This is a genomic window from Posidoniimonas corsicana, from assembly GCF_007859765.1.
Lineage (GTDB): Bacteria > Planctomycetota > Planctomycetia > Pirellulales > Lacipirellulaceae > Posidoniimonas > Posidoniimonas corsicana.
The window spans coordinates 2,535,855-2,560,021 of the sequence record NZ_SIHJ01000001.1; the positions used below are offsets into that span (position 1 = coordinate 2,535,855).

Annotated in this window: 23 protein-coding genes; 11 read left to right on the plus strand and 12 right to left on the minus strand. The window is 68.7% G+C overall.

The features are described 5' to 3' along the window. Positions 1-173: 173 nt before the first annotated feature. Positions 174-1,385, plus strand: coding sequence for a 3,4-dihydroxy-2-butanone-4-phosphate synthase (ribB, locus tag KOR34_RS09775; RefSeq protein ID WP_146564404.1), 1,212 nt, complete (start codon positions 174-176; stop codon positions 1,383-1,385). An 82-nt stretch (positions 1,386-1,467) separates the two neighbouring features. Then, on the plus strand, positions 1,468-1,917 hold the full coding sequence (locus KOR34_RS09780) for a hypothetical protein (RefSeq protein WP_146564405.1): 450 nt from the start codon (positions 1,468-1,470) through the stop codon (positions 1,915-1,917). A gap of 92 nt (positions 1,918-2,009) precedes the next feature. Here KOR34_RS09780 and KOR34_RS09785 read toward each other — a convergent pair whose 3' ends face one another. The 4 genes from KOR34_RS09785 to KOR34_RS09800 all read right to left on the minus strand — a co-directional run bounded on the left by KOR34_RS09785 (position 2,010) and on the right by KOR34_RS09800 (position 5,322). Continuing rightward, positions 2,010-2,324 carry a 50S ribosome-binding protein YggL gene (locus KOR34_RS09785; RefSeq protein WP_146564406.1) on the minus strand — a complete coding sequence of 105 codons (315 nt, stop codon included), beginning with the start codon at positions 2,322-2,324 and terminating at the stop codon, positions 2,010-2,012. Positions 2,325-2,948: 624 nt separating this feature from the next. Then, a complete protein-coding gene (locus KOR34_RS09790) occupies positions 2,949-3,380 on the minus strand; it encodes an NUDIX hydrolase (protein ID WP_146564407.1) in 432 nt (143 codons plus the stop codon). Positions 3,381-3,426: 46 nt separating this feature from the next. Continuing rightward, complete coding sequence (locus tag KOR34_RS09795) at positions 3,427-4,335, minus strand: NAD(P)-dependent oxidoreductase (RefSeq protein WP_146564408.1); 909 nt, start codon at positions 4,333-4,335, stop codon at positions 3,427-3,429. Positions 4,336-4,425: 90 nt separating this feature from the next. Beyond that, on the minus strand, positions 4,426-5,322 hold the full coding sequence (locus tag KOR34_RS09800; protein ID WP_228714565.1) for a M48 family metalloprotease: 897 nt from the start codon (positions 5,320-5,322) through the stop codon (positions 4,426-4,428). 162 nt (positions 5,323-5,484) lie between these two features. On the opposite strand from KOR34_RS09800, the gene KOR34_RS09805 reads away from it, so the two are divergent. Further along, a complete protein-coding gene (locus KOR34_RS09805) occupies positions 5,485-5,757 on the plus strand; it encodes a SelT/SelW/SelH family protein (RefSeq protein ID WP_146564409.1) in 273 nt (90 codons plus the stop codon). Positions 5,758-5,887: 130 nt separating this feature from the next. Next, positions 5,888-6,802, plus strand: a complete 915-nt coding sequence (locus KOR34_RS09810; protein WP_146564410.1) for a hydroxypyruvate isomerase family protein — start codon at positions 5,888-5,890, stop codon at positions 6,800-6,802. Between the two features lie 9 nt (positions 6,803-6,811). On the opposite strand, the gene KOR34_RS09815 is transcribed toward KOR34_RS09810, so the two are convergent. Further along, positions 6,812-7,327, minus strand: a complete 516-nt coding sequence (locus KOR34_RS09815; RefSeq protein WP_146564411.1) for a hypothetical protein — start codon at positions 7,325-7,327, stop codon at positions 6,812-6,814. A gap of 138 nt (positions 7,328-7,465) precedes the next feature. Between KOR34_RS09815 and KOR34_RS09820 the strand changes: the two genes are divergently transcribed. Further along, positions 7,466-8,368, plus strand: a complete 903-nt coding sequence (locus KOR34_RS09820; protein ID WP_146564412.1) for a ThuA domain-containing protein — start codon at positions 7,466-7,468, stop codon at positions 8,366-8,368. Positions 8,369-8,395: 27 nt separating this feature from the next. Here the strand turns inward: KOR34_RS09820 and KOR34_RS09825 are convergent, their stop codons facing one another. From KOR34_RS09825 to KOR34_RS09835, 3 genes are all read right to left on the minus strand, one after another. Then, positions 8,396-9,151 carry a polysaccharide biosynthesis/export family protein gene (locus KOR34_RS09825; RefSeq protein WP_146564413.1) on the minus strand — a complete coding sequence of 252 codons (756 nt, stop codon included), beginning with the start codon at positions 9,149-9,151 and terminating at the stop codon, positions 8,396-8,398. 72 nt (positions 9,152-9,223) lie between these two features. After that, entirely contained in the window at positions 9,224-10,288 is a 1,065-nt protein-coding gene (locus KOR34_RS09830) for a site-2 protease family protein (RefSeq protein WP_146564414.1), read from the minus strand. A 57-nt stretch (positions 10,289-10,345) separates the two neighbouring features. Next, the gene (locus tag KOR34_RS09835; protein ID WP_146564415.1) at positions 10,346-11,908 is read right to left on the minus strand and encodes an HDOD domain-containing protein; all 1,563 of its coding nucleotides are present in this window, start codon (positions 11,906-11,908) and stop codon (positions 10,346-10,348) included. A 181-nt stretch (positions 11,909-12,089) separates the two neighbouring features. Here KOR34_RS09835 and KOR34_RS09840 point away from each other — a divergent pair, with 181 nt between their 5' ends. The 5 genes from KOR34_RS09840 to KOR34_RS09860 all read left to right on the plus strand — a co-directional run bounded on the left by KOR34_RS09840 (position 12,090) and on the right by KOR34_RS09860 (position 18,677). Continuing rightward, positions 12,090-15,080 carry a YCF48-related protein gene (locus KOR34_RS09840; protein WP_146564416.1) on the plus strand — a complete coding sequence of 997 codons (2,991 nt, stop codon included), beginning with the start codon at positions 12,090-12,092 and terminating at the stop codon, positions 15,078-15,080. A gap of 40 nt (positions 15,081-15,120) precedes the next feature. Beyond that, positions 15,121-16,077, plus strand: a complete 957-nt coding sequence (locus KOR34_RS09845) for a hypothetical protein (protein WP_146564417.1) — start codon at positions 15,121-15,123, stop codon at positions 16,075-16,077. A 171-nt stretch (positions 16,078-16,248) separates the two neighbouring features. Next, positions 16,249-16,749 (plus strand): SixA phosphatase family protein, encoded by a 501-nt coding sequence (locus KOR34_RS09850; protein WP_146564418.1) that lies wholly within the window; start codon positions 16,249-16,251, stop codon positions 16,747-16,749. Between the two features lie 92 nt (positions 16,750-16,841). Continuing rightward, positions 16,842-17,681 carry an MBL fold metallo-hydrolase gene (locus tag KOR34_RS09855; RefSeq protein WP_146565933.1) on the plus strand — a complete coding sequence of 280 codons (840 nt, stop codon included), beginning with the start codon at positions 16,842-16,844 and terminating at the stop codon, positions 17,679-17,681. Positions 17,682-17,690: 9 nt separating this feature from the next. Further along, complete coding sequence (locus tag KOR34_RS09860) at positions 17,691-18,677, plus strand: glycosyltransferase (protein ID WP_146564419.1); 987 nt, start codon at positions 17,691-17,693, stop codon at positions 18,675-18,677. On the opposite strand, the gene KOR34_RS26610 is transcribed toward KOR34_RS09860, so the two are convergent. The 3 genes from KOR34_RS26610 to KOR34_RS09870 form a co-directional block, all read right to left on the minus strand. Next, positions 18,678-18,833 (minus strand): hypothetical protein, encoded by a 156-nt coding sequence (locus tag KOR34_RS26610; RefSeq protein ID WP_197531291.1) that lies wholly within the window; start codon positions 18,831-18,833, stop codon positions 18,678-18,680. Positions 18,834-18,877: 44 nt separating this feature from the next. Further along, a complete protein-coding gene (locus tag KOR34_RS09865; protein WP_146564420.1) occupies positions 18,878-19,963 on the minus strand; it encodes a DUF1559 domain-containing protein in 1,086 nt (361 codons plus the stop codon). 319 nt (positions 19,964-20,282) lie between these two features. Beyond that, positions 20,283-20,537 carry a hypothetical protein gene (locus KOR34_RS09870; RefSeq protein ID WP_146564421.1) on the minus strand — a complete coding sequence of 85 codons (255 nt, stop codon included), beginning with the start codon at positions 20,535-20,537 and terminating at the stop codon, positions 20,283-20,285. A gap of 425 nt (positions 20,538-20,962) precedes the next feature. On the opposite strand from KOR34_RS09870, the gene glgC reads away from it, so the two are divergent. Then, on the plus strand, positions 20,963-22,198 hold the full coding sequence (gene glgC / locus KOR34_RS09875; RefSeq protein WP_146564422.1) for a glucose-1-phosphate adenylyltransferase: 1,236 nt from the start codon (positions 20,963-20,965) through the stop codon (positions 22,196-22,198). A gap of 46 nt (positions 22,199-22,244) precedes the next feature. On the opposite strand, the gene KOR34_RS09880 is transcribed toward glgC, so the two are convergent. Further along, on the minus strand, positions 22,245-24,017 hold the full coding sequence (locus KOR34_RS09880) for a family 43 glycosylhydrolase (RefSeq protein WP_146564423.1): 1,773 nt from the start codon (positions 24,015-24,017) through the stop codon (positions 22,245-22,247). Positions 24,018-24,167 lie beyond the last annotated feature (150 nt).

The window sequence follows — 24,167 nt, forward strand, 5'->3', positions numbered from 1 at the left end:
CGTCGGAGCTCGCCCCTCGCGTTCCCCGGCCCGACGCCCGCGGCGGGGGCTCAGGGCTCGCTGCCCGGTTGCCTTCGCTTGTATAATAGCCCAGACGGCGGTCGGGGATAGCGGAGAGGGTCCCGGTCGCCCCCGCAGCCGCCCCGCCCGCTCCCTGGAGGCCACCCGCCGCCGTGTCTAGCCGTTTTTCGAGTGTTGAAGAAGCCGTCGAGGCGATCCGCAAAGGCCGGATTGTCGTGGTCGTGGACGCCGAGGACCGCGAGAACGAGGGCGACTTCGTCTGCGCCGCCGAGAAGGTGACCACCGAGACGGTCAACTTTATGATCACGCACGGCCGCGGGCAGCTGTGCGCGCCGGTGCTGCCGGAGGTGAGCGAGCGGCTCGGCCTGCACGCGATGGTGGAGAACAACAACGCCCCGCTGCGGACCAACTACACCGTGCCGGTCGACCACCGCACGGCCCGAACCGGCATCACCGCCGGCGAACGCGCCACGACCATCAAGGCGCTGTGCGACCCGAAGAGCGTGCCCACGGACTTCGTCCGGCCGGGGCACCTGTTCCCGCTGGTGGCCAAGGAGGGCGGCGTGCTCCGCCGCGCGGGCCACACCGAGGCCGCCGTGGACCTGGCCCGCATGGCCGGGCTGACCCCCGCCGGCGTGCTCTGCGAGATCCTCAACGACACCGGCGACCGCGCCGACCGCGACCAGCTCGCCGCGTTCTGCCAGGAGCACGACCTGCCGATCATCTCGATCGAGCAGCTCATCGCGTTCCGCCGCGTCGGCGAGAAGCTGGTGCACCGCGAGGCCGAGGCCAACCTGCCGACCAGGTACGGCGAGGGCCGCATCATCTGCTACCGCGTTGAGCACGAGACCATGGAGCCGGTGGTGTTCACCATGGGCGACCTCGACGCCGCCGACGCGCCGCTCGTGCGGCTGCACTCGTCGTGCTTCACCGGCGACCTGCTCGAGTCGCTCCGCTGCGACTGCGGCGACCAGCTCCACATGGCGCTGGACATGATCAGCCGCGAGGGCGTGGGCGCGCTGGTCTACCTGCCGCAGGAGGGCCGGGGCATCGGCCTGCCCGCCAAGATCAAGGCCTACGCGCTGCAAGACCAGGGCATGGACACGGTCGAGGCGAACGTGGCGCTCGGCTTCAAGGTCGACTCCCGCGACTACGGCGTCGGCATCCAGCTGCTCAAGGACCTCGGCCTGCGGAAGATCCGGCTGCTGACCAACAACCCCAAGAAGACCGACGCGTTTGTCTACGGCGGGTACGACCTCGAGGTGGTCGACCAGGTGCCGATCGTGCCGCCGATCCACGAGCACAACGAGAAGTACCTCAGCACCAAACGCGACAAGATGGGCCACCAGCTGCCGGGGGCCTGACGAAAGGGGAAAGGCGAAAGGGGAAGTTGCACGCGTCACCCATCGCCTTTCTCCTTTGGGAATCTCACTCCAGGATGGCCCTGTGCTACGACTGCACGCCAATGTGTTCGCCGAGCCGCCCGCCGCGATTGACGGGCCCGCGGTAGAGCTGCGTGGCGAGAGGCTGGCGACCCTGCTCAGCCAGACCGGCGGCCCGCCGGAGTTTGTTGCGACCCTGCCCGTCACGTTCGAGGCGATGCAGCAGTCGCTCCGCAACCTGCCCCGCACCGACACCGAGCCCGACGGCTTCTTCCTGGTCACCGGTCACGAGCCGGTTGAGGCCGGTGAAACGTTCTGGCGACTCAACGGCCACATGCACGAGCACCAGGGCCGCGTGCACCGCGTCGAGCTGAACGGCGAGTGCCCCGAGCTCATTCTCGACGCCGTGCTGGGCACGATGGGCTGGCCCGAGGCGCCGGTGGTCTACCAGTTGGTGCAGGAGGGCGTGACGCTGCGGGAGCCGGAGTTCCGAGGGTGGGCCGCGGCGGAGTGACGGGGCGATTGTCGGTTGGGTGTTCGAACCGCCAAGACGCCAAAGAGGGTGATTGTGATCTAGTCTTGGCCGCCACCGATTCTGGCTCAGTCCTAGCCATGCCACGCGTCGCGCATGGGGCCCGCTTTGGCGGCGACGATCTCTGCTTGTGCGTGAAGCCATTGCAGAACCGCCTGGCGGTCTTCGTCGGTAGCCGAACCTCGCCACGGCCCTGCAACGAATCCAGAGTACTCTCGGAGTCCACCTCCCCCGAACTGCAGGTTGCGCGATTCGATCATTTCGATGAATTCGTCAAGCACGGAGTTTCTCGTTGCTGCCGATACTCTTGGATCGGTTGCAAATGCGATCTCAAACCCGTACTCGCGGAACTCTCCCAGCCGAAGCTTCTTGCGTAGCCGTTTCTTCATGAGGCTCTGGAGTGTGAGAAGAGTTTCGGCGGGTGCCGGGGGCGCTCCGCGACAGCGGAAGCCCCCGACAGTTGGCGGGAAGCGGTTGGTACTTCGCGGGGGCTTCCCTTGCGGGAGCGCCCCCGGCCCCCGGCGTTTGCTGGCTGAGGGGGCGACCGACAAGACGCCAAGACGCCAGGTAGGGTTACTTCGGCTGCGCCGGGCGTCAGAGGTCTACACAACTCTTGAGCTTCCGGTTGGCGTCGGCGGTTGCTTCGTTGGCCGATGGGAAGGCTGTTTGCCCCGTCCGCGGTGGGCGAGAAGAACGCCTGACAAGACCAACATCGCGCCGAGGAACGATAGGCTGACATCGATTCCAATTAGGTGGTACGTCCTCGCGAGGTCGAGCAGCGTCACGCCAAGACCGAGGCCGATCAGGATCCCGCCGAAGTAGATGAGGTTGGGTCTCATACTGGCGCCTTGAGGAGAGGTTGACGGGTGTGAGCTATCCGGGCGCCGGGGGCGCTCCGCGATAGCGGAAGCCCCCGACGGATGTCGTGAAACGGTCGGTACTTCGCGGGGGCTTCCCTTGTGGGAGCGCCGCCGCCACCATCCGCTGTTAGAGCCTGACTATGACCATTCTCCTTAGGTCCAGCCGTACTCGGAATACGCACTCGCGCTGAGCGTTCCCTGAATAGCTTGGCGGACATATGGGACCATGTTTTCAGGCAGTGCCTCAACGCTGAACCAAGAGAGTTGGCGGCACTTATGAGGCTCTCGATTGACTGGCTCGCCTGACCACTCATCGGCAGTGAAGAAGAACGACACCCGCTCCTCGGCAGCTTTGCGATGAACCACGTGGCACAAACGCAAGTTGGTCTCGGCTATCGTCAGTCCCGCTTCCTCGGCTGCTTCACGCACCATGCCATGCCGCGCCGTCTCGCCAGGTTCCACGTGGCCAGCGACGACGCTGTACTTTCCATCTTCATAGCCGGTGTTTTGTCGGAGGAGTAACAAGACGTGTTGATCCCGAAACAGCAACAGATGCGACTCAGGAATGACACTACTGCGCGCCATGTTGTCGTCTGAAGTTACTGTTTAGGAAACAAGACTCTCCGCCCTCTTACTCCGCCTCCCACTCCACCCCGTTCACCTTCGCAAGCGCCAGCATCAGGGCGTGGGTTCCGTCGCGGGCGTGGCCCTGGGCGGCGGCGGCTCGGTAGAGCTGGTCGCACAGCGCCAGGCCGGGGAGGCTGAGGTTCATGCGGCGGGCCTCCTCCAGCACGATCCGCATGTCCTTGAGGAAGTGCTCGATGTAGAAGCCGGGCGCGAAGTTGCCGTCGATAATGCGGGGGCCCAGGTTCGTCAGCGACCAGCTGCCCGCCGCGCCGGAGCCGACCGACTCGAGCACCGTGGTCGGGTCGAGGCCCGCCTTGGCGGCGTACAGCAGCGCCTCGCAGACGCTGATCATCTGGCCGGCGACCAGCGTCTGGTTGACGCACTTGGTGTGCTGCCCGGCGCCGGGGCCGCCCTGGCGGACGTACTTGGCGCCCATCAGCTCCCACAGCGGGTTGAGGGCGGCGACCGTGTGCTCGTCGCCGCCGATCATGATCGACAGCGCGCCGTTCTTGGCGCCCACATCGCCGCCGGACACGGGGGCGTCGATGCTCACCACGCCCTTGTCCGCGGCGCGGTGGGCGATCTCCTCGGCCAGCGACGGCTCGCTGGTGGTCATGTCGACCAGCACGGCGCCGCTGCTGGCGCCTGCCAACGCGCCATCGTCGCCGAGCGCCACCGCGCGGACGTCGGCCGGGTAGCCGACAATCGTGAACGTGACGTCGCTCCGCTCGGCGACCGCGTAGGGCGAGTCGGCCCACTCGGCGCCGGCGTCCAGCAACGGCTGGGCCTTCTTCTTGGTGCGGTTGCTGACCGTTAGCCGGTAGCCCGCCGCCTGCAGGTGGCCGGCCATGCTGAGGCCCATCACGCCGGTTCCGATCCAGCCGACGCGCGTCGTTTCAGGAGAGATGTTCATCCCGCCATCGTGACAGATTTGCGGTGGGCGTCCAAGCGACGTGGCGGCAGAACGCGATCGCTAGGAATTGGCCGAAGGCCAACATGCGGGCTACGGAAGCAGGTTCTCGGGCACGCCGTTGGGGAACTCCAGGTCGATGACCTCTTTGATGTACTTCACGCGGTTGGCCGGTTTGGGGTGGGTGCTGAGCATCTCGGGCGGGCCGCCCCCGCCGCCGGCCTCGTCGAGCACCTCCATCAGACCGATCATGGCGTGCGGGTCGTAGCCCGCTTCGGCGCACAGCCGGACGCCCCAGCGGTCGCTCTCCAGCTCGTCCTCGCGGCCGTAGCTCATGCTGACCATCTGGGCGATCATCTGCGACATCCGCTGGCTGTTGACGTCGCCGCCGGCGACGCCGCCCGCCGCGGCCAGGCCGGCGAACAGCTTCTGCTGGGCCATCCGCTTGTTGCCGTGCCGCTCGATCACATGGCCGATCTCGTGCCCCAGCACGCCCGCCAGCTCGCCCTCGGTGTCCAGGCGGCGGTAGAGCGCCTCGGTGATGAACACCTGGCCGCCGGGCAGCGCGAACGCGTTGACGGTCTGCGGGTCGGCCAGCAGCGTGAAGTTGAACTGGTACGGGTTGTGGAGCTCGACGCCCTTTTCTTGCGAGAGCTTGTCCATGTACTCCTCCAATCCCCGCAGCAGGCGGACGCCCATCCGGTGGACCCGGTCGACCGCGGCGCCGTCACGGCTGACGCCGCGGTGCTGCTGGATCATCTCCGGCGCCGCCTGGGCGCCGAGGGCCATTTCCTGCCGCTCGTCAGCTAGCGCCACGCGCTCCACCTCGCCGGTGATCTGGTTCTTGTCGCCGGGGCTGCCGTAGTACGAGATCAGCGCGAAGATCGCCAGCCCGGCCGCGATCAGCAGCCGCATCTTGAAGCTGCTGCCAAACATCGGCCGGCTGCTGCGGCGGCCGTACCCGCCGGACTGGCGGGGGCGGGAGGGCATCGGGAAGCGGATTCTGGCCATGATGGGACGACGATCGAATCAGGGGGCGCGGAAGGTCTGCCGCAGTATAGCAATAGGGCTGCCAAAACGGGGAGAAGCGGCGCAATAATTGATCAACGCGGCGCCCGCTAATGAACGCTCCTCTAACAGGCCCCAAGCAGCATGAAACCGACGATCCAGATCACCTACTGCACCGGCTGCCGGTGGATGCTGCGGGCGGCTTGGATGGCCCAGGAGCTGCTGTCTACCTTCGAGCAGGAGCTGGGCGGCGTGACGCTTGTCCCGGGCGAGGGCGGGGTGTTCGAGATCTCGGTCGGGGATCAGCGGGTCTGGTCCCGCGAGCACGACGGCGGGTTCCCCGAGATCAAGGTGCTGAAGCAGCGGGTCCGCGACGCGATCGCGCCGGACAAGTCGCTGGGGCACTCCGATCGGTGAGTGACTCTCGGGGCACAGTTAGCGTTGCGGCTTTGCCGCATGATTCGCGCCTGAGGCACGGCGCTTCCTGGCCTGCTAGAATGGGGGCCGAGCCGCCCGCCCCAGATCCACCCCTGCAAGGTTCTCTAACATGCAACGCCGTGACTTCCTGACCACCGCCGCCGCCGCGGGGATCGCCGCCGCCGCCGGGACCACGTCGGCCCAGCAGGCCGCCGAGCCCAAACGCCGCTTCCACCTGAAGTACGCGCCGCACTTCACGCTGTTCGACAACCTGGCCGGTCGGGATCAAGTCGCGCAGCTCGAGTTTGCCGCCGACCAGGGCTTCACCGCCTGGGAGTGGAACGAAGCAAAGATGAAGTCCGCGGACGAGCAGGAGCGGGTCGCCAAGGCGATGGACCGGCTCGGCATGACCATGGGCGTGTTCGTGGCGTACGGCATCGGCTCGTTCGGCAAGAAGTCGTTCACCAGCGACGACCAGGGCATGAAGGAGCAGGTGCTCAAGGAGATTACCGAGAGCGTCGAGGTCGCCAAGCGGGTCAACGCCAAGTGGATGACCGTCGTGCCGGGCGCGTACGACAACCACCTGGAGGAGGGCTACCAGACCGCCAACTGCATCGAGCTGCTAAAACGCTGCTCAGAGATCCTCGAGCCGCACGGGCTGGTGATGGTGCTCGAGCCGCTCAACTGGTGGGCGAACCACCCGGGCCTGTTCCTCCGCGAGACGCCCCAGGCGTTCAACATCTGCCGCGCCGTCGATAGCCCGGCGTGCAAGATCCTGTTCGACATCTACCACCAGCAGATCCAGGAGGGGAACCTGATCCCCAACATCGACCGCGCGTACAGCGAGATCGGGTACTTCCAGTGCGGCGACAACCCGGGCCGCAAGGAACCCGGCACCGGCGAGATCAACTACAAGAACGTGTTCAAGCACATCTACGAGAAGGGCTTCGAAGGCGTGATGGGCATGGAGCACGGCAAGAGCATCGGCGGCAAGGAGGGCGACCAGGCCCTGATCGACGCCTACGTGCAGGCCGACAGCTTCTGAGTCCGTCCGTTACTCGACGGGCATCGGCACGGCAACGCCGTTCTGGTTCTGGAAGTTGGGCGCCGTCGCCGAGATGCCCACGACCATGGTCGCCATGTAGGCGATGGACATCACGAAGCCCGCGATCACGGCGATGCCGAGGCTCTTCCAGACCGACTTCTGAACCGCCAGCGCGTCCTGCAGCGTGCCCGCCGTTCCGGCCGCCAGGAACCGCTGGATCCGGCTAGCGAACCTGAACAGGTACACCACCGGGAAGAGGTAGCACGCGATCAGGCCCAGGTAGAACAGCAGCAGGGTGATCGCCATCCCCGACGGCAGGCCCGGCCCGCCCAGCGCGACGGCCGCGGCCATGCCCAGGGTGCCTAAGACCATGAAGCCGATGCCCACCACGCCCAGGATCGCCAGGAACAGCACCCAAGGGCGCGTCGCGCGGAGGCTCGACGCCACGCCCGTGTTGATCAGCGACTGGTCTTCGGCTCCCACGGCGGGGCTCTGGAATGGGTTCTCGGCGGGGGAGTCGGGCACGTTGTTTCTCCGATCGAGGGGCGTCGTCGCCGGCGATTGTAGCACGCGGGGCCCCGTGGCATTAATCGCTGGAAATCGATCCGGCGGGTAGGTCATAATACCGGACCCCTAATCCCGCACACCTGCTCAGGATCACGCATGCATCTCCGCTCCCGCCTTGTTGTCGTTGGGTTCTCTATCGCGTTGCTGGCGGCGCTCGTCGCTCAGCCGGCGGCCGCCGCCGAAGAGGGCGATTCGTCGCAGGACCGCCCGGCGCGCATCCTGTTCGTCACGCAGAGCGGCGGCTTCAAGCACCCGACCGTCACGCGCAAGGCGTCGGACCTGTCGCACGCTGAGCGGGCGCTCAAGCAGCTGGGCGTGGAGAGCGGCGAGTTCCGCGTCGACTGCACGCAGGACGTCCAGCGGGACTTCAAGCCGGAGCTGATCAAGAACTACGACATCGTGGCGTTCTTCACCACCGGCACGATGAACGACAAGTCACGCATCCTGCCGATCCCCAAAGAGACGCTCGACTGGTTCCTCAATGACTGGCTGAAGCAGAAGGGGCACGGCTTCCTGGGCGTGCACTCCGCGGCCGACACCTACGAAGACTACAAACCGTACTGGGACATGATCGGCGGCTCGTTCAACGGGCACCCGTGGGGCTCGAACACCACGGTCACCATCAGCGTGCACGACCAGGACCACCCGGCCGCCAAGCCGTGGGGTGAGGAGTTCGTCATCACCGACGAGATCTACCAGTTCAAGAACTGGCAGCCGGAGAAGGTCCGCGTGCTGATGAGCCTGAACATGGAGAAGACCGACCTCAAGAAGCCGTACCACGTGCCCGTGCTGTGGGTGAAGGAGTACGGCGACGGCCGCGCCATGCACATGAGCCTGGGCCACCGCGAGGACGTGTGGGACAACGAGAAGTACCAGGCTTCGCTGCTGGGCGGCATCCGCTGGCTGCTTGGCCGCGAGGAGGGGGACGCCACGCCGAACCCGGAGCTCTCCGCCGAACAAGAGAAGCAAGCCAAGGCGGCGGTCGCGAAGGCAGGGTAGGCGTAAACGCCGCGGTGCAGACGCGGGTTATGCCGAGCGGCCTCGCCGCTCGGCGTCCACGGGAATCGGGATCGCCTGCACGCCACTCAAGGGTTTGGGCTGCGCGGCAGTAGGCAGCTTCGGCTCGATGAACAGCCGATCGCCCGGCAGCAGCTGGTAGTTGGTGCGGGTGACGCCCTGCACCACCTCGTGGTAGTTGACCGGCAGCACCTGCGCGACGCCGTTCGGCCTTGCCGAGGGCCGCGAGATGTAGATCGCGGTGTTGCTGTAGTTCTTCACGCCGCCAACACTGGCCATCGCGTCCAGCACGGTGTCGTTGCCGGTGATCGGCAGCTGGGTGATGCTGTCGCCGCCGGCGCCGTTCTTGGTGATCACAAGGTACTTCTTGCTGTTGTAGGCGTGCACGTCGAGGATGAGCCTGACCTTGTGCCCGTTGTCCGCCAGCTTCTTCTCGATCGCCGCCCGGGCCTCCTCGATTGTGAGCCCGCTGATCGCGACGCCGCCCAGCTCGCCCAGGCTGATGCGGCCGTCGGGGCCGACCAGGCGTTCGCCCTCGAGCGGGGCCAACTCCGCGGATTGGTCCAGCAGGGTGATTGCCACAACGTCGGGCGGCTCGATGACGTAGGTTGGCAGCGCGGTCATCGCCGACTCGCTGCCCGGCCCGACTAACAGCCGCAGCGTGTAGAGGTTGAGCGAGTAGCCGACCGCGACGCCCAGCATGAGCACCAGCAGGCTCTTGAGGCTGAAACGCGGTGTGGGCAGGCTTCTGAGGCGGGACGGCATGGCGGCTTCCGTGCGGTGCGTGGTTCCCGCGCCCGGGAGTCTACCGTATTGCGATCGGCCGCACAGCCTCAGTTAGGTCTTAATCCCCAGGAGCGGGAAGCAGAGGATCGGGATCGAAAGCGACGCCATGCCGATGATCCAGCGGCGGTCGTCCAGCTCGATGCTGTCGTCGGAGGTGGGCGGGTGGTGGATGCCCAGCAGGATCACCAGGATCAGCATGATGGTCCAGATGGACGCCTGGTCGATGTTCCAGACCACGTACATGATCGCGACCACCGTGAACCCGCGGGCGATCTTGTAGGACTCGTCGCCGAACAGGCCGTGGATGGTGTGGCCGCCGTCGAGCTGGCTGACCGGCAGCATGTTAAGCCCGGTCACCAGCATGCCGACCCAGCCGGCCATGAACAGCGGATTGCCCGCCAGCTGCGAGATGGCGACCCAGGAGCTCTTGGCCGCCCACTCGGGGTGCCGCGCCTCGATCATCCAGCGCACGATCACCGGGTTGTACAGCTCGACCTCATCGGGCTGCGGGGGCTTGCTCAGGTCGAGCTGCCCGACGCCGATCCACAGGATAGGGATCGCGACCGCCAGCCCTGCCAGCGGCCCGGCCAGACCGATGTCGAAGATCTCCTTCCGGTTGGCCCGCAGGCCGTCCATGCTGATTACGGCGCCCATCGTGCCGATGGGGTTGATCGGCACCGGGATGCACAGCGGGTAGCTGGCCGGGATGCGGTGCCGCAGCGTCATGAGGAAGTGGCCCATCTCGTGCGTCAGCAGGATGGCCAGCACCGCCAGCATGTAGTAGACGCCCTGATGCCAGTTTCCGGTGATCGTGGCCCAGATCTGCTCGTAGGTGCCGAGGTACTGCGGAGCGGTCGGGTTCCAGTTCGCGGCGCCGACCCAGAAGGTCGACAGGCAGGTCGCGATGAACAGCAGGATCGGCAGCCGCACGCCGCGGCGGAAGTCGCGGTACGGCGGGTCGGCGCGGACGCTGGAGTCGATGTCCGAGAGCCGCATCTCGCGGCCCCCCGTGCTCAGCTCGAGCTCGTCCTGTGGCGCAGCGGGCTTGGGCGCCGGGGCGGGGGCCTCTGCCGGCAGGCCGGCGTCGGCGGGGTCGGGCGGGGAGGGGCTGCTCATAGGCCGGATGATATCACAGCCGCGCCAGCGGCCGTAGGGCGGCAGTTCCGTGGCCGCCTAGTAGACCTCGATGCTCTTTACCGAAGTCGACCCGGCCACCTGGGCGCCGTTCAGGCAGCCCGCGGCGCCGTCGATCAGGCGGTCCACCTCGAACCGGTTGGGCACCAGCGTGACGCTGGCCACGCCGGCCCGCAGGCGGACGTGCTCGCCGAGCGCAGCGGCCTCGACCGCGGCATTGCAGTAGGCGACCGCGTCGCGGCGGTCGACGCCCGGCATCAGGATCGCGACCCGCACCTCGTCGAGGGTGAGCCGCGTGGCGTGCTCCGGCTGGGTGCGGTCCTGCGCGGCGGCGAGCGCCTGCCGCAGCTCACGCTCCGCGTCCGCCGATTCGGTGCGGGGCGGCCGCGCGGTGTGCAGCAGCGCGACGCTCAGCTCGCGGCGTTCGATGCGGCAACGGGCGGCCACCTTGTCGAGCGTGTCGCGCAGACGGGCCCGCGCGGTTGCGCTCATGTCGGCCGGCTGCTTGGGGGCGGAGTGCGCCCGCGCCGGGTGCGCTCCTTCGGCGCGCTGCAGCAGTTCGCCCGCGGCCGCGCGGCCGCGGAGGAACGACCGCATCGCTAGCCGCACCTCGTGCGTCTCGGCCAGCAGCGCCTCGGCGACCTCGTCGTCGGACCTGGCGGTCAACTCGTCGCACACGTACTGTTCCGACGCGGTGGAGAGCAGGCGGTGCGCGTCGGCGATCAGCTGCTCCAGGTTGATCTCGTCGGACAGCTCCACCGCCATCGCGGCGGCCAGCTGGTCGACCTGCTGCTGGAGCGGCTCGAGCATGTCGTTGAGCTGCTGCTTGGTCAGGCCGCACGCGGCGTGGCCGAGCTCCAGCAGGTCCGGCAACGCGTCGAGCCGGCGGTCGAGCACCAGCCGGCTCAGGCGCTCGGCCAGCATCACCACCGGCCGCAGGCCGGGGTCGCCGGTGGCCAGCGGGTCGCCGGCGGCGAAGTCGACGGCCCCGCACAGCGCTTCGGGCAGCTTCCACTCACGCAGCAGCGACGCGGTGAGCTGGGTGTGGTCGAAGCCGAGCGACTGCCGCTCGAGCTCCGTAAGTTCTTCGGGCGCGTCGGCCGCCAGCGTCAGGAACCGCAGGTAGGGCTCGCCGAGCTGCTGCACCATGACCAGCATGCCGATGTCGCGGAGCAGGCCGGCCAGGAACGCCACGTCGGGGCTGACGCCACCGAACCGCGGGGCGAGGCTTTTGGCGCAGACCGCGCGGGTCAGCGAGGTGGTCCAGTAGCGTTTGAGCGGCTCGCCGGCCATCCGGGCGAACAGGCCGTCCGGCAGGCTGAAGCCGAGCACCAGCACCTTGAGCGGTTCAACGCCTAACAGAGCGAGCGCCTGGTTCAGGTCCGCCACCTCGCCGCTGAGGCCGAACAGCGAGCTGTTGACCACCCGCAGCAGCTTGGCGGACAGCGCCGGGTCGCGTCCGATGGCGTCCCGCAGCTGCTTGACGTCCACATCCTGTTGCTCGGTGAGCTGGAGCACCTCCACGGCGACCGAGGGCAGCGAGTAGAGGTTGCCCGCCTGCGTGACGAGCTTGTCGATGGCGGGGTTGGCGGTCTGGGGCATGTCGGGGCCGTGGTGGGGGATCGGTCCGGGCGGCGGGCAGCTAAAGCGTAGCTCGCGGCCGCCGGGGCGGCGCCAGCAGTGCTGGCGCGTCGCGGCCCAAGGCAATCCCGACTAGAACGCCCCCCGGGCGAGGCCTTACAATCGTCGCCTGTCCTACATCCGGATAGCAAGGAAGCTGCCGATGCCCTCCCACCGATCCGTTGTGCCAACGCTGCTGGCGCTCGCCAGCCTGGTGTGTCCGCCCGCCGTCCAGGCCGACCAGCCAACGCCGTTCGCCGTCGCCGCCGAGGACGCCGCGCTTCGCGGCGTGTGCTTCATCGACCACCAACGCGGGTGGGCGGTGGGAGACCACGGCGTAATCCTCGGCACGGTCGACGGCGGCCGCAGCTGGGGTCGCCAGGCCACGCCGGTCGAGTGCCCGCTGCACGGGGTATCGTTCGTTGACCGCAAGCACGGCTGGGCGGTGGGCGGCGTGACGACCCCGTACACGCACTCGTCGCACGGGGTGGTGCTGTTCACCGACAACGGCGGCTACACCTGGAGCGTGCTGCACGACCCGCTGCTGCCGCGTTTGCGTGGCGTGCGGTTCTTCAGCCGCACGCACGGCGTCGCGTTCGGCGAGTCGAGCCACGCGTCGCCGTCTGGTGTGTTCGAGACCCGCGATGGCGGCCGTCACTGGGAGGCCCTGCACAGCGACCGCGCCTGCGACTGGATCGCCGCGTCGCTGCCGGCGCCCGGCGTCGGGCTGCTGCTCGACAGCCGCGGGCAGATCGGCCGGATGAAGGGCGCCATCGTGGAGCTGGGCGACGAGCCTCAACCACACGCCGACCGCTTCCTGTGCGCAACGCTCGACCGAGAGGGGCGCGGCTGGGTCGCCGGCGAGGCGTCTCACCTGCGCGCGACAGACGACGCCGGCCAAAGCTGGCGCGAACTGGCCGCCGACGGGCCCATCCAGTGGCGCGGCGTCGAAGCCCGCGACCGCCGCGTCTGGCTGGTCGGGTCGCCCGGCACGCTGATCGCGTCGACCGAGGACAACGGCGAGACCTGGGCCTGGCGCCGGACCGGCGTCAGCACGCCGCTCAACGCCGTCACCTTTGTCGACGACCGCCGCGGCTGGGCCGTGGGCGAACTGGGCGCCATCCTCGCTACCGACGACGGCGGCCAGCACTGGCGCGCCCAGCGTCAGGGCAAGTCCCGCTGCGCCGTGGTGGTCGTGGCGCCGACGCCCGAGGCGATGCCGCTGGAGATGATCGCCAAGCTCGCCGCGTCCGAAGGGTACCGCACCGCCGGGCTGGCGGTGTTTGCCGAACCGGGCGCCAGCGGAGGCCAACAGAACCGACTCCACGAGGCGCTCACAGGCTGCGGCGCCGCCTACGCCAGGCTGATGCCCGGCTTCGCGCTGCCGCGCTCCACACTCGACGCCAAGTCGGAAGTGGTGCAGCAGCGGCTTCAGCAAGACCTCGACAGCGACCCTGCGGCCCGGCTCACCAAGAGTCTGGCCCTGCAGCTCGCTATGCTCCGTCCCGACGTGGTGCTGACAACGCCGTCCGCCGAACGCGGGGCGAGCCAGCTCGTCGAGGCGGCCGTGCTCAAGGCGGCCGCCGGCGCCGACGACCCCGAGCTCAACCAGCTCGGCCTGGCCGCGTGGAAGCCCAAACGCGTGCTGCGTCTGGCGACGCACCGCCGGGCCAGCCAGGCGGGCATCTCGACCTCGGACTTCGACCCGCAACTCGGGTCTTCCCTGCTGCAGCAGACCAGGCCGTTCCGCGGATTGACCGCCAACGCCCCGGGCGATCCCCCGGCACGGCTCGGCTGGACCTCGCTCGCGGGGGGACTCGCACCGTCGTCCTCGACGGGCGACCCGCTGGCCGGGCTGGTCGTTGAACGCGGCGGCGACGCCCGCCGCCCGTACACGCAGCCCGACACGGCCGGGCTCGCCGCGCTCAAAGCGCAGGCCGCCAAGCAGCAGGAGTTCAACACCCTGCTCGAGCAGTCGGCCGGCGGCAGCACGTGGGCCAACCGCACGCTGCAGCTCACTGGCGGCCTGGACGCGGACGCCGGCGCCCAGCAGCTCCTGGACCTCGCCTGGGAGTACCGCCGGGCGGGCAAGTCGCGGCTGGCGGCCGACACGTTCTACCTGCTCGCCCGCCGCTACCCGGACCACGCGGTGGCCGAGCACGCACTCGACTGGATGCTGCGCTACTACAGCAGCAGCGAGACCGCCACCCACGCCCGCGCCGCGTACGAAACGCTGCAGAAGTCGGCGCCGTTGGCGAACGTGTCGTCGCGGCTGCCGGCGCAGCCGGACGAGTGGGCGCCGCAGCTGACACTGGCGGAGCACCAGGGCCGCGCGCTGACGCTGTCGGAGTATGTCGAACAGGCCCGCCCGGTGATGTTCTCCGACCCGCGGCTACGTCTGGCATTGGCCGCGGCGGCGCGGCGGCAGGACCAACGCGACCGCGGCGACCTGCTGCTGACGGCGCTCGGAAAGAGCGGGTCCGCCGAGCATTTCCGGCGGTGCGTGCAGGCCGAGTCGTGGCTCAACGACCCGCACGGCGCGCCGGGAAAGCCAACGCTCGCGGTGGCGGTGGCCGCCGAACGCCCGCTGCTCGACGGCGATCTCAGCGACCCCTGCTGGAAGGCGTTGCCGGACGCCGGCGCGGGCGCAGGTGGTGCGCGGATACGGTTCGCTCAAGACGACCAGTTCCTCTACCTTGCCATCGTTGCCGACAAGCTACCCGGCGCCGCGTACCCGGTTGGCGACGCGGCGCGTCCCCGTGATGCGGACCTGCGTGGCTACGACCGCGTGGCGGTGCGGCTTGATCTGGACCGCGACTACGAAACCGCGTTCGAGTTGACCGTCGATTGCCGCGGCTGGACGCACGACGCCTGCTGGGGCGACGACTCGTGGGACCCACGGTGGTACGTCGCCAGCAAGATGGGCGACAACACCTGGACCGTCGAGGCGGCCGTGCCGCTGAAGGAGCTGGGGTGCGACACGCCCCCCTCCGGCGCGTGGGCGGTCAGCGTCGAGCGCCAGTCGCCCGGCCGCCCGCCATCGCCCTGGACCGGCGCCGCCGTGGCCGACGCCACGCCGGACGCCTACGGCCTGCTGACGCTGCCATCAACGCCGGAGCCTGCGCCGGTCGCGGCCGCCGTTGAAATGCCCTAGCCCGCGGAAAGCGGCCGCGTGATCTGCTAGACTCTCCGCCATGGCATGGTTGATTGGCGTCGATGAGGCGGGCTACGGGCCCAACCTGGGGCCGCTGGCGGTCGCCGCCACCGCGTGGCGTGCGCCCGACAACGCCGGCGAATTGTACGATCTGCTCTCGTCGACGGTCTGCCAGTCGCCCGACGCGAAGCGGGGTGCGGCTCCACGGATTGCGATCGCCGACTCAAAGCTGCTGTACAAGCCGGGCGGCGGACTCGCCGCGCTCGAACGCGCGGTGTTCGCCGCCGCCCAACCGGCGCCCGCTAGCTACGGCGGCCTGCTCGGCGTGCTGCAGGCCGACCCGGGGGATCGCCGTCGTCGGCTGCCGTGGCACGAGTCGTTCGACCCTGTCCTGCCCACTGCGCTGTCGCCAACGCAGCAGACGGACGCGGCAGCGATGCTTGCTGACGGCTGCCGTGCCGCCCAGGTCGCGCTCCCCACGCTCCGCGCCCGGCTGGTGTTCCCGGAGGAGTTCAACCAGCTGACCGAGGAGCACGGCACCAAGGGAGCAGCGCTGTCGCACGTCACGATCGGCATGCTGGCCCAACTAGTCAACGACCTGGCGCCGGACGGCCCGGTCGACTGCGTGCTCGACAAGCACGGCGGACGCAACCGCTACGCAGCGCTCCTACAGCACCACTTCCCCGAACACCTGATCGAGACCCAACACGAGTCGCGGCCCGTGAGCCGCTACGCGTGCGGGCCTGCCGACCGGCGGGTCACGTTTGCGTTCCGCTCCAAGGGGGAGAGCTTCCTGCCGGCGGCGCTGGCGTCGATGATCGCCAAGTACCTCCGCGAGCTGTCGATGCAGGCGCTTAACGAGTACTGGGCGCGGCACGTCGCGGGCCTCAAGCCAACGGCCGGCTACCCGGTCGACGCCAAGCGGTACCGCGCCGATATTGAGCACGCCCGTGCCAAGCTGAGAGTCGATGAGCGGGTGCTGTGGCGGAATCGTTGAAGGCAAAGTCGAGATTCACCACGAAGACACCAAGTCACGAAGGGATCTGAGCGGAGCGAACCCTTGAGCTACTTTTCAAGGCCTGGATGACTCTGCTCCTTTGTGCCTTGGCGCCTTCGTGGTTCAGTTCCTTAGTAGCGCCTGTCCTCCTCCCACGAACCTGATTCAGATATGTTCCTCTACCTAGCACGCCACGCCTGGGCCGGCGAGTTCGGCGACTCCCGGTGGCCCGACGACTCGCTCCGCGAGCTAACGCCCGAAGGCGCCGAACGCTACGCCCGCGTGGTGCAGACGCTCGTCGACCGCGGCTTCGCGCCCGAGCGGATCGCCACCAGCCCGTACACACGCTGCGCACAGACTGCCGAGATCATCGCCCGCGGCGTGCCCGGTTCGCCGCCGATCGAGGAACACGACGCGCTGGCCCCCGGCGGCGACTTCACCGGGCTCTTGGAGTGGACCGCCGCGTGCGGCGGCGCGGACGTCTGCTGGGTGGGGCACAACCCGGACATGGAGCTGCTGACGTTCTCGCTGCTGGGGGGCCGGGGCGCCGGCGTGCGGTTCGCCAAGGGCGCCGTGGCGGCCATCCGGATGGAACTGCCGTCGGGGGCGGGCGAACCTTTTTCCGCGGGGCGGCTCTACTGGCACGTCACGGCCAAGATGCTCGGCCTGTGACGCGGCGGCCCTGCCGATCGGTAGCGGGGCCGTCTACAATGGCCCGTTTCCCGCCCCTCCGCCGCCGCCCAGAGAACCGCCCGCGTCCGCTGATGGTCAACAACGTCCCTGTTAAATCGCTCCAGCACGGTGGGTTCACCATCGAGGGCTACTCCCGCGCCGCCGTGCAGACCTACTGGCGGGTGCCGGAGCTGAGCCTCGGCTTCGACCTCGGCGCGCAGCCGTGGTCGTTCATGGGCACCGAGAACTGGTTTGTGTCGCACGGCCACCTGGACCACATCGCGGCGCTGCCGGTGTACGTGTCGCGGCGGCGGATGATGAAGATGGAGCCGCCGCGGATCTACCTGCCGGAGGGCGTCATCGGCCCGGTGCGCGAGATCCTCAAGCAGTTCAGCCGCATGGACCGTGGCCGCATGCCCGTGGAGCTGATCGCGATCCAGCCGGACCAGGAGATCGAGCTCTCGCGCGAGCTGGTCGTCACCACGACCGCCACCACGCACACGGTGCCGTCGATCGGCTTCGTCGTGTGGGACCGCCGCAAGAAGCTGAAGGACGAGTACGTCGGGCTGGAGGGCCACGAGATCCGCGACCTGCGGCAGGCCGGCACGGAGATCACGCGCGAGGTTCGCACGCCGCTGATCGCGTACCTGGGAGACAGCTCGCCGCCGGGGCTGGACAACTGCCCCGCGATGTTCGAGGCCAAGGTGCTGATCTGCGAGCTGACCTTCGTCGCGCCCGACCACCGCAAGGACAAGATCCACAAGTTTGGCCACATGCACCTGGACGACTTCGTCGACCGCCGCGACAAGTTCAAGAACGAGCTGGTGATCGCCAGCCACCTGAGCACCCGCTACCACCCGAAGCAGGTGGAGAAGATGGTGCAGAAACGCCTGCCCGACATGCTGGACGACCGGCTGCACCTGTGGCTGTAGGGGAACGCCATGCCCACCCGCGTGCTGCACCTGCTGCCGACCCTCCAGGGCGCCGACGCCGCGCGACGCGTGGCTCTGCTGTGCGAGCAGCTCCCGCGGGACCAGTTTGAGCAGCACGTCGCCGCGTTCCGCGCGGCCGGCGCTGCGGCGCCGCGGCTGCGGTCACTGGCGGCCGGCGTGCACGACCTGCGGCGGCGGTTCCGCCGCGACCCAATCGCGGCGCTCGCGCTGCGGCGACTCGCCCGCTCGCTCAACGTCGATGTGGTCCACGCGTGGGGCGCCGAAGCGGCCACGCACGCCGCGTGGTGCGGCCGCCGCGTGGTCCGCACCACTTCCGACGACGAGCCGCTAGCTGGCTGGCTCACAAGCAATACTCTGCCCTTCACGCCCCCGGTCGCCTGGACCGCGGCCACTCAACCTCTGCAGCCCACCGGCGAAGCGATGGCCCGGCCGCCCGAGCTACCGGCCCACGCCCGCCTAATCGGCGCCGCCGCGCCGCTGGTCCCCGCGAGCCGGCTCAAAGAGTTGATCTGGGCGATCGACCTGATCCGCGTGGTGCAGCCGGACGTGTGGCTGGTGATTGTCGGCGACGGCCCGCAGCGGGCCTCGCTTGAGGAGTTCTCGCGGCTGGCGTGCGAAGAGAACCGCACCCTGCTGCTGGGCGACCGCGGTGACCTGCCCGACCTCTTGCCACACTTCGACCTGTGGTGGCAGAGCGGGCAGCCAGCGGACCCGCCGTTAACGCTGCTCGAGGCGTTAGCGGCCGAGCTCCCGGTAGTGGCCGACCGCTGCGACAGCGCCGCCGCGGTGGTCGAGGAGGGTGTGACCGGCGCCCTCATCAAGCCGGCCGATCGCGCCGAACGCGCAAAGTCGACGCTGAAGTTGCTGGAAGCGGACAGCCGGCGGCACGCCGACGATAGTTGCCCGGTCGGCGCCCTGCCAAGCAGTGATGAGCTGATTGCGGCATGCGCGGCCGCCTACGCCGCGGAACGTTAGCTACCCCGCCTCGCCGCGTTCCTTCATCGCCTGCTCCCGCTGCTCTAGCCGTTCCTGCTCGAGCTCCTCGGGGGTCTTCTCGATGGGCGCGGGGCCGCCGCAGCCGACTGCCGAGAGCGTAACGCAGGTGATCAGGGCGAGGACGATTCGCTTCATGTCGGTGGGCTTGGCTGAGGGATAGGCGTGCCGGCCGTAAGAGGCTAGCCGCGGCGGCGCGAGTTCGGCTGGTACTCTGGCGGGCCGGCCCGCGTGCCGGCCTGGACCCACACGTCCGGGTCGATGTTTTCGGCGGTGGTTTGAACGCTGCCGTCGCAGTAGGCGACGTTCACCACGCCGGTGTGGTTGCTGCTGAGCGGCGACACCAGGTCCCACCAGCTCGCCTCGCTCGACCCCTGCCGCCAGCACGTGCTGTTGGGGGTGAGCAGGTGGTTGTACCAGTTCCGCCACATGGTCCCCTCGTGCCAGGGATTCCCGCGCCACCTCCACGTGGGCGTGGGCATGGTCTGCCAGTTGTGGGCGCTGAAGGCCGCCTGGGCCTCGGGCACGCTGGTGTCCGGCGCGACGGCGACCAGGAAGCAGTCCCGCTTGGGGTCGGCCGCCTCGCCGGTGGTGGCCAGCCCGTTGAGCACCTCGCCGAAGGCGGCGGTCTTGCTCAGGCCGTCGGTAATCTGGCGGAACTCCAGCGGACGCTGCCGCGGGTAGGTGCCGCTGGCGGTCACCTGGCGGTCTGGGCCGAAGACCCCGTCCCACTTCTTGCCGATCCTGACCCAGCTGCCCGCGTTGGCGTGGTAATTGGTCCAGCCGGTCGACACGCTCCGCACGACCGAGCCCAAGAGGTCGCGCCCCCAGGGGTCGCTGGGGCACCGCATCGCGGCGGGCTCGGCCTGGGCCACGCTGTAGTTGTGGGCGCTCCACGGGTCGGCCTCGGTGGAGTCGTCGTCGATGATGAACGAATCGCTCAGCCCGCCCTCTTCGATGTAGGGCAGGATCAACGCGTGGGCGGACCAGTACCCGGGCGAAGACTGGTAGGTCCCCAGCGAGCCGGCCGGGATCTCCCCCTTCGCCGACTCGTAGTTGTGCATCGCCAGCACCAGCTGCTTGAGGTGGTTGGTGCACTGCAGCCGGCGGGCCGACTCGCGGGCCGCCTGCACCGCTGGCAGGAGCAGCGCGATCAGCACGCCGATGATCGCGATCACCACCAGCAGTTCGACGAGCGTGAAGCCGGGGCGGCTTGCGTAACGGGCGCCGTGGAAACGCCGCACAGGAGCAGTCGATGCGATACGCATGGTACGCGCAGTCTCCTCGAGGGAAAGGCATTGCGTGTGGCGCCGCTGCCGCCCAGAGGGGGACCGGTCGCGGCGCCGCTAGCCCGCCTGGCTGCGCCGAGTTTAGCAATGCCGGCGGGGCCCTACCAACGCAACAGGCCGATCCCGGCGAATTATGCGCGACAACACGGTGCGCCGTGCGCAGGAGAGAGAAGAAGTGCGGGAGGAGAGCCGTTGCGGGCCGGTCGCCGAGGTTCGCGCAAGGCGCCGATGGAAGATTCTGCTGCGGGGGAGTGCAGCGCGCCGCGTCCCGATGGCGGCGCGATCGGCGCGGCGGCCGCTAGGCCTGCTCGCGGCCGGGCGACATCGCCAGGCGGAATGCCGAGGTGTCGATCACCGGCGGGCGCCAGTCCTGCGTCGGGTCCTCGGGCACCAGCTCGCCGACGTACCGGCGGCGCTGCTCGTTGAGGCTCCACCGCGAGCGGATCCGGGCGCACGCCTGAGAGATCTCACGCGACGTCGGCAGGTAGTCGATGCGGCGGTCTTCTTGGTCCATCAACGCGAGTTCGTCGTCGGCGGTCACACCTGCGGGCATTCTCTCGGTTCCTCGTCTCGATTCGTGCGGGCCGCTGCTTGCACAAGCGGACGCGGCCAACGCAACTATGGGTAAAAGAAGGCCGGTCGCCGATTGCGGGTGGTGGGCATCGGGTGAATCGACGCCGGCCTGGGAGTGCGGTGGTTTGGCTTCCACGGGAGTGAGTATGCCCGCGGAATATGACGAAATGATGTAGAGCAGGCTCATTTCTGTTGAAGACCGGGCCGCGCCCCGACGGCGCGGCCGCCGGATCGTGCGGGTTAGTCGCGTCGGGCGTCTTGTGATTCCGCCCGTCCCGCATGCAGAACGCCCGCCGGCGGCTTGCCGTGGAGCGGCGGCCACTATTCAGCCGAATTATTAACCCCGGTAGAATGAATGACTTACGCGGCCTTCCTGGGTAGCACATCAGAACGGAGTGTGGCGCGATGAAGGATGTCCTGGCGGTGGTGTTGGCGGGCGGGAAGGGCTCTCGGCTCGAGCCGCTCACGCGAGACCGGGCGAAGCCCGCGGTCCCCTTCGGCGGGGGGTACCGGATCATCGACTTCGCGCTGTCCAACTGCCTGAACAGCGGCATCCGCAAGATCATGGTGCTCACGCAGTACAAGGCGATGAGCCTGGACCGCCACGTCACGCTCGGGTGGCGGAGCTTCCTGTGCCGCGAGCTGGGCGAGTACATCGACGTCGTGCCGCCGCAGCAGCGCATCGACGAGAAGTGGTACCAGGGCACCGCCGACGCCGTGTACCAGAACATCTACACGCTGGAGAAGGAGCGCCCGGAGCACGTGCTGATCCTGGCCGGCGACCACATCTACAAGATGGACTACGCCAAGATGGTCGCGGCGCACGTCGAGAAAAAGGCCGACCTCACCATCGGCGCACTGAACGTCACGGTCGAGGAGGCCCGCAGCTTCGGGGTGATGGAGGTCGACCCGGAGAACCGCGTGCGGGGCTTCGTCGAGAAGTCGCCCAACCCCAAGACCGTGCCCGGCCAGCCCGACACCTGCCTGGCGTCGATGGGCATCTACGTGTTCAACGCGCCGTTCCTGTTCGACGAGCTCTGCAAGGACGCCACGCTGCCGGACAGCGCGCACGACTTCGGCAAGAACATTATCCCGTCGATCATCGACAACCGGCGGGTGTTCGCGTACCCGTTCCTGGACGAGAACCGCAAGTCGCAGGCCTACTGGCGGGACGTCGGCACGATCGACGCCTACTTCGAGGCCAACATGGAGCTGACCTCGGTCGACCCGCCGCTCAACATGTACGACCGGCACTGGCCGATCCGCACCTACCAGCCGCACCTGCCGCCCGCCAAGTTCGTGTTCGACAGCGAAGCGGGCGAGCGGCCCCGCCGCGGCGAGGCGCTCGACAGCATCGTCTGCCCCGGCGCCATCCTGTCCGGCGGCTGCGTGAACCGCTGCGTGGTCGGCCCCGGCGCGCGGGTCAACAGTTACGCCACGGTGGAGGACTCGATCCTGTTCGCGGGCGTCAACGTGGGCCGCAACTGCAAGATCCGCCGCACCATCATCGACAAAGAGGTCGACGTGCCGCCGGGCCTCGAGATCGGCTACGACCTGGAGGCCGACCGCCGCCGCGGCTTCACCGTCACCGAGAGCGGCGTGGTGGTCATCGCCAAGGCCGACGGCATCCCCGTCGGCTAGACGCGTCGAGCGGCGCCACGGCTAACCCGCGAGCGGCCCGGTTCGGCTACTCACTCACTAAAACGTCGGCTTCCACGTAGCCAGCGGCCTGGCCGACCGCCCTGCCCTCGACCGTAAACTTTCCAGCCGTCTTGTACTGCTGTGGGTCGACCTCGCGCCACACGACGGGGACCTCGCGGGCGCCGGCTGGTCCGGTGGCTAGCTCAACGGTGGCGGGCAGCTCGGGCGACTCGCCGACACTGGTGGTGACGTTCACGCGCGGCAGCTCATCGGCCTGCACGGCGTACACCTCCCACTCGGATGCCGCCACCGAGTGGAAGAAGTCCCCGCTGGGGCGGCCCCAAAAGGTCGCCCGCAGCGCGGTGGTCGTGACCGGCGCGAACGTGACCTTGTTCCAGGCGTCGACCTCCGTTGGGTAGTTATCGGCTTCAACGGCTTGCCACTCGCCCGAGTCGTCCCGGTACTCCAGACGCCACTTGGCCGGTGGGCGGATCCAGTTGGGGTCGCGGTGGAACTGGATGCCGACGCCGTCGATCCGCACCGGCGTGTCCCACTGGTACTGGATCCAGTCGGTCTCTTCTTTGTTGGTGTTGCCGCGGTAGTTGCCCCAGGTGTCCGGCGGCAGCCGCACCGTCTCCGGGCGGCCGTCGTTCAGGGCGGCGAGCGTCATCGGCGGCTGCTCGGTGAACGACGCCGACACCTCCGCCTCGCGGGCCACGTTGTTGGTGAGGCGCAACGCCGGGTCGTCGGCCCACGTCTGCTTGACGGGCAGGATCTTTGCGCCGTCCCAGTGCGCCTCGTCGATCGCGACCGACCGGCGGAAGTGCCCGCCGCCCGCGGAGTCCTTCGTGTGGTAGGTGACCCACCAGCGGCCGTCGTGCTCGACCATCGACGGGTGCACGGTGGTCGACGACGTGCCGCTGAGGATGATGTCTTGGAACTCCCACGGCCCCAGGGGCGACTCCGCGGTCGCGTAGCCGATCGCCGCCTGGTAGTTGGACGGCGTCCACTTGGAGCCGCCCCGCTTCCAGTCGTACAGCATGTAGTACACGCCGTCGCGCTTGAATACCCAGGGCGCCTCGAAGAACGCGTCGAGGCCGGCCAGCCGCTTGATCTCGCCCTCGGTGGCGGTCATCGAAGGCGCCAGCTTCACCACCCGCGCAACGTACCACGAGCCCCAGTACAGGTAGACGGTCCCGTCGTCGTCGGTGAACACGTGCGGGTCGATCACCTCCTGCCCACGGCGCGAGTCGCCGAACACATCGAGCCAGGTCAGCAGCGGTTTGCCGATGGCGTCCTCCCACGGCCCGACCGGGCTGTCCGACACCGCGACGCCAATCGCCATCCGGTTGGCCACGTCGCGGTTCTTCCACTGCACCGGCGTGTACCAGTAGAACCGACCGTCGGGGCCGCGGGTGGCGTGCCCGGCGTAGGCGCTCTGGCCGGTCGCCCAGTCGAACACCTTGCCCGGCTTGAGGTTCGCCTCGTGCAGCGTCCACTCGCCGGAAGTCGGGTCGCCGATCTCCAGCACGCCGTACTCCGACATCACGAAGCCGCCCTGCCACGGCTCGGCCTCGTCGTGTCCGAAGTAGATGTAGAGCTTGCCGTCCGCCGACAGCGGCGCCGCGTCGGCGGCGAAGTAGCTGCCGTCGCCGATGATCGGGTTGCCCCGCGATGGGAGCGCCCTCGAAGCGGCCTCCGACGCTCCGGCCGGCTGCGCCGCAGCACCGCCCGCGGTTAGGGCCATGCCCAGCACCGCCACGCCAACACGCCGGGCCCAGGTTGACCCCGCCAATACGCTTATTGTGTACAAAGTCATGGATGCTATGGTAGCAGGATTCGCCCGGCAAGCAACAAAATCTGCGGCGACGGGGGTTTCACTCCAGCCAAACTCGACCCGGCGCCCGCGTGTTAACCGTAAGTGCTGTTGGTGGTTGCATAGGGGCTGATTTACCATTCTCCGGATCGA

Coding starts and splice junctions, on each gene's coding strand:
- KOR34_RS09785 (WP_146564406.1), bottom strand. CDS start 2,324: ATGAAGAAACGGCTACGCAAGAAGCTTCGGCTGGGAGAGTTCCGCGAG.
- KOR34_RS09790 (WP_146564407.1), bottom strand. CDS start 3,380: ATGGCGCGCAGTAGTGTCATTCCTGAGTCGCATCTGTTGCTGTTTCGG.
- KOR34_RS09795 (WP_146564408.1), bottom strand. CDS start 4,335: ATGAACATCTCTCCTGAAACGACGCGCGTCGGCTGGATCGGAACCGGC.
- KOR34_RS09800 (WP_228714565.1), bottom strand. CDS start 5,322: ATGCCCTCCCGCCCCCGCCAGTCCGGCGGGTACGGCCGCCGCAGCAGC.
- KOR34_RS09805 (WP_146564409.1), top strand. CDS start 5,485: ATGAAACCGACGATCCAGATCACCTACTGCACCGGCTGCCGGTGGATG.
- KOR34_RS09810 (WP_146564410.1), top strand. CDS start 5,888: ATGCAACGCCGTGACTTCCTGACCACCGCCGCCGCCGCGGGGATCGCC.
- KOR34_RS09820 (WP_146564412.1), top strand. CDS start 7,466: ATGCATCTCCGCTCCCGCCTTGTTGTCGTTGGGTTCTCTATCGCGTTG.
- KOR34_RS09825 (WP_146564413.1), bottom strand. CDS start 9,151: ATGCCGTCCCGCCTCAGAAGCCTGCCCACACCGCGTTTCAGCCTCAAG.
- KOR34_RS09830 (WP_146564414.1), bottom strand. CDS start 10,288: ATGAGCAGCCCCTCCCCGCCCGACCCCGCCGACGCCGGCCTGCCGGCA.
- KOR34_RS09835 (WP_146564415.1), bottom strand. CDS start 11,908: ATGCCCCAGACCGCCAACCCCGCCATCGACAAGCTCGTCACGCAGGCG.
- KOR34_RS09840 (WP_146564416.1), top strand. CDS start 12,090: ATGCCCTCCCACCGATCCGTTGTGCCAACGCTGCTGGCGCTCGCCAGC.
- KOR34_RS09845 (WP_146564417.1), top strand. CDS start 15,121: ATGGCATGGTTGATTGGCGTCGATGAGGCGGGCTACGGGCCCAACCTG.
- KOR34_RS09850 (WP_146564418.1), top strand. CDS start 16,249: ATGTTCCTCTACCTAGCACGCCACGCCTGGGCCGGCGAGTTCGGCGAC.
- KOR34_RS09855 (WP_146565933.1), top strand. CDS start 16,842: ATGGTCAACAACGTCCCTGTTAAATCGCTCCAGCACGGTGGGTTCACC.
- KOR34_RS09860 (WP_146564419.1), top strand. CDS start 17,691: ATGCCCACCCGCGTGCTGCACCTGCTGCCGACCCTCCAGGGCGCCGAC.
- KOR34_RS26610 (WP_197531291.1), bottom strand. CDS start 18,833: ATGAAGCGAATCGTCCTCGCCCTGATCACCTGCGTTACGCTCTCGGCA.
- KOR34_RS09865 (WP_146564420.1), bottom strand. CDS start 19,963: ATGCGTATCGCATCGACTGCTCCTGTGCGGCGTTTCCACGGCGCCCGT.
- KOR34_RS09870 (WP_146564421.1), bottom strand. CDS start 20,537: ATGCCCGCAGGTGTGACCGCCGACGACGAACTCGCGTTGATGGACCAA.
- glgC (WP_146564422.1), top strand. CDS start 20,963: ATGAAGGATGTCCTGGCGGTGGTGTTGGCGGGCGGGAAGGGCTCTCGG.
- KOR34_RS09880 (WP_146564423.1), bottom strand. CDS start 24,017: ATGACTTTGTACACAATAAGCGTATTGGCGGGGTCAACCTGGGCCCGG.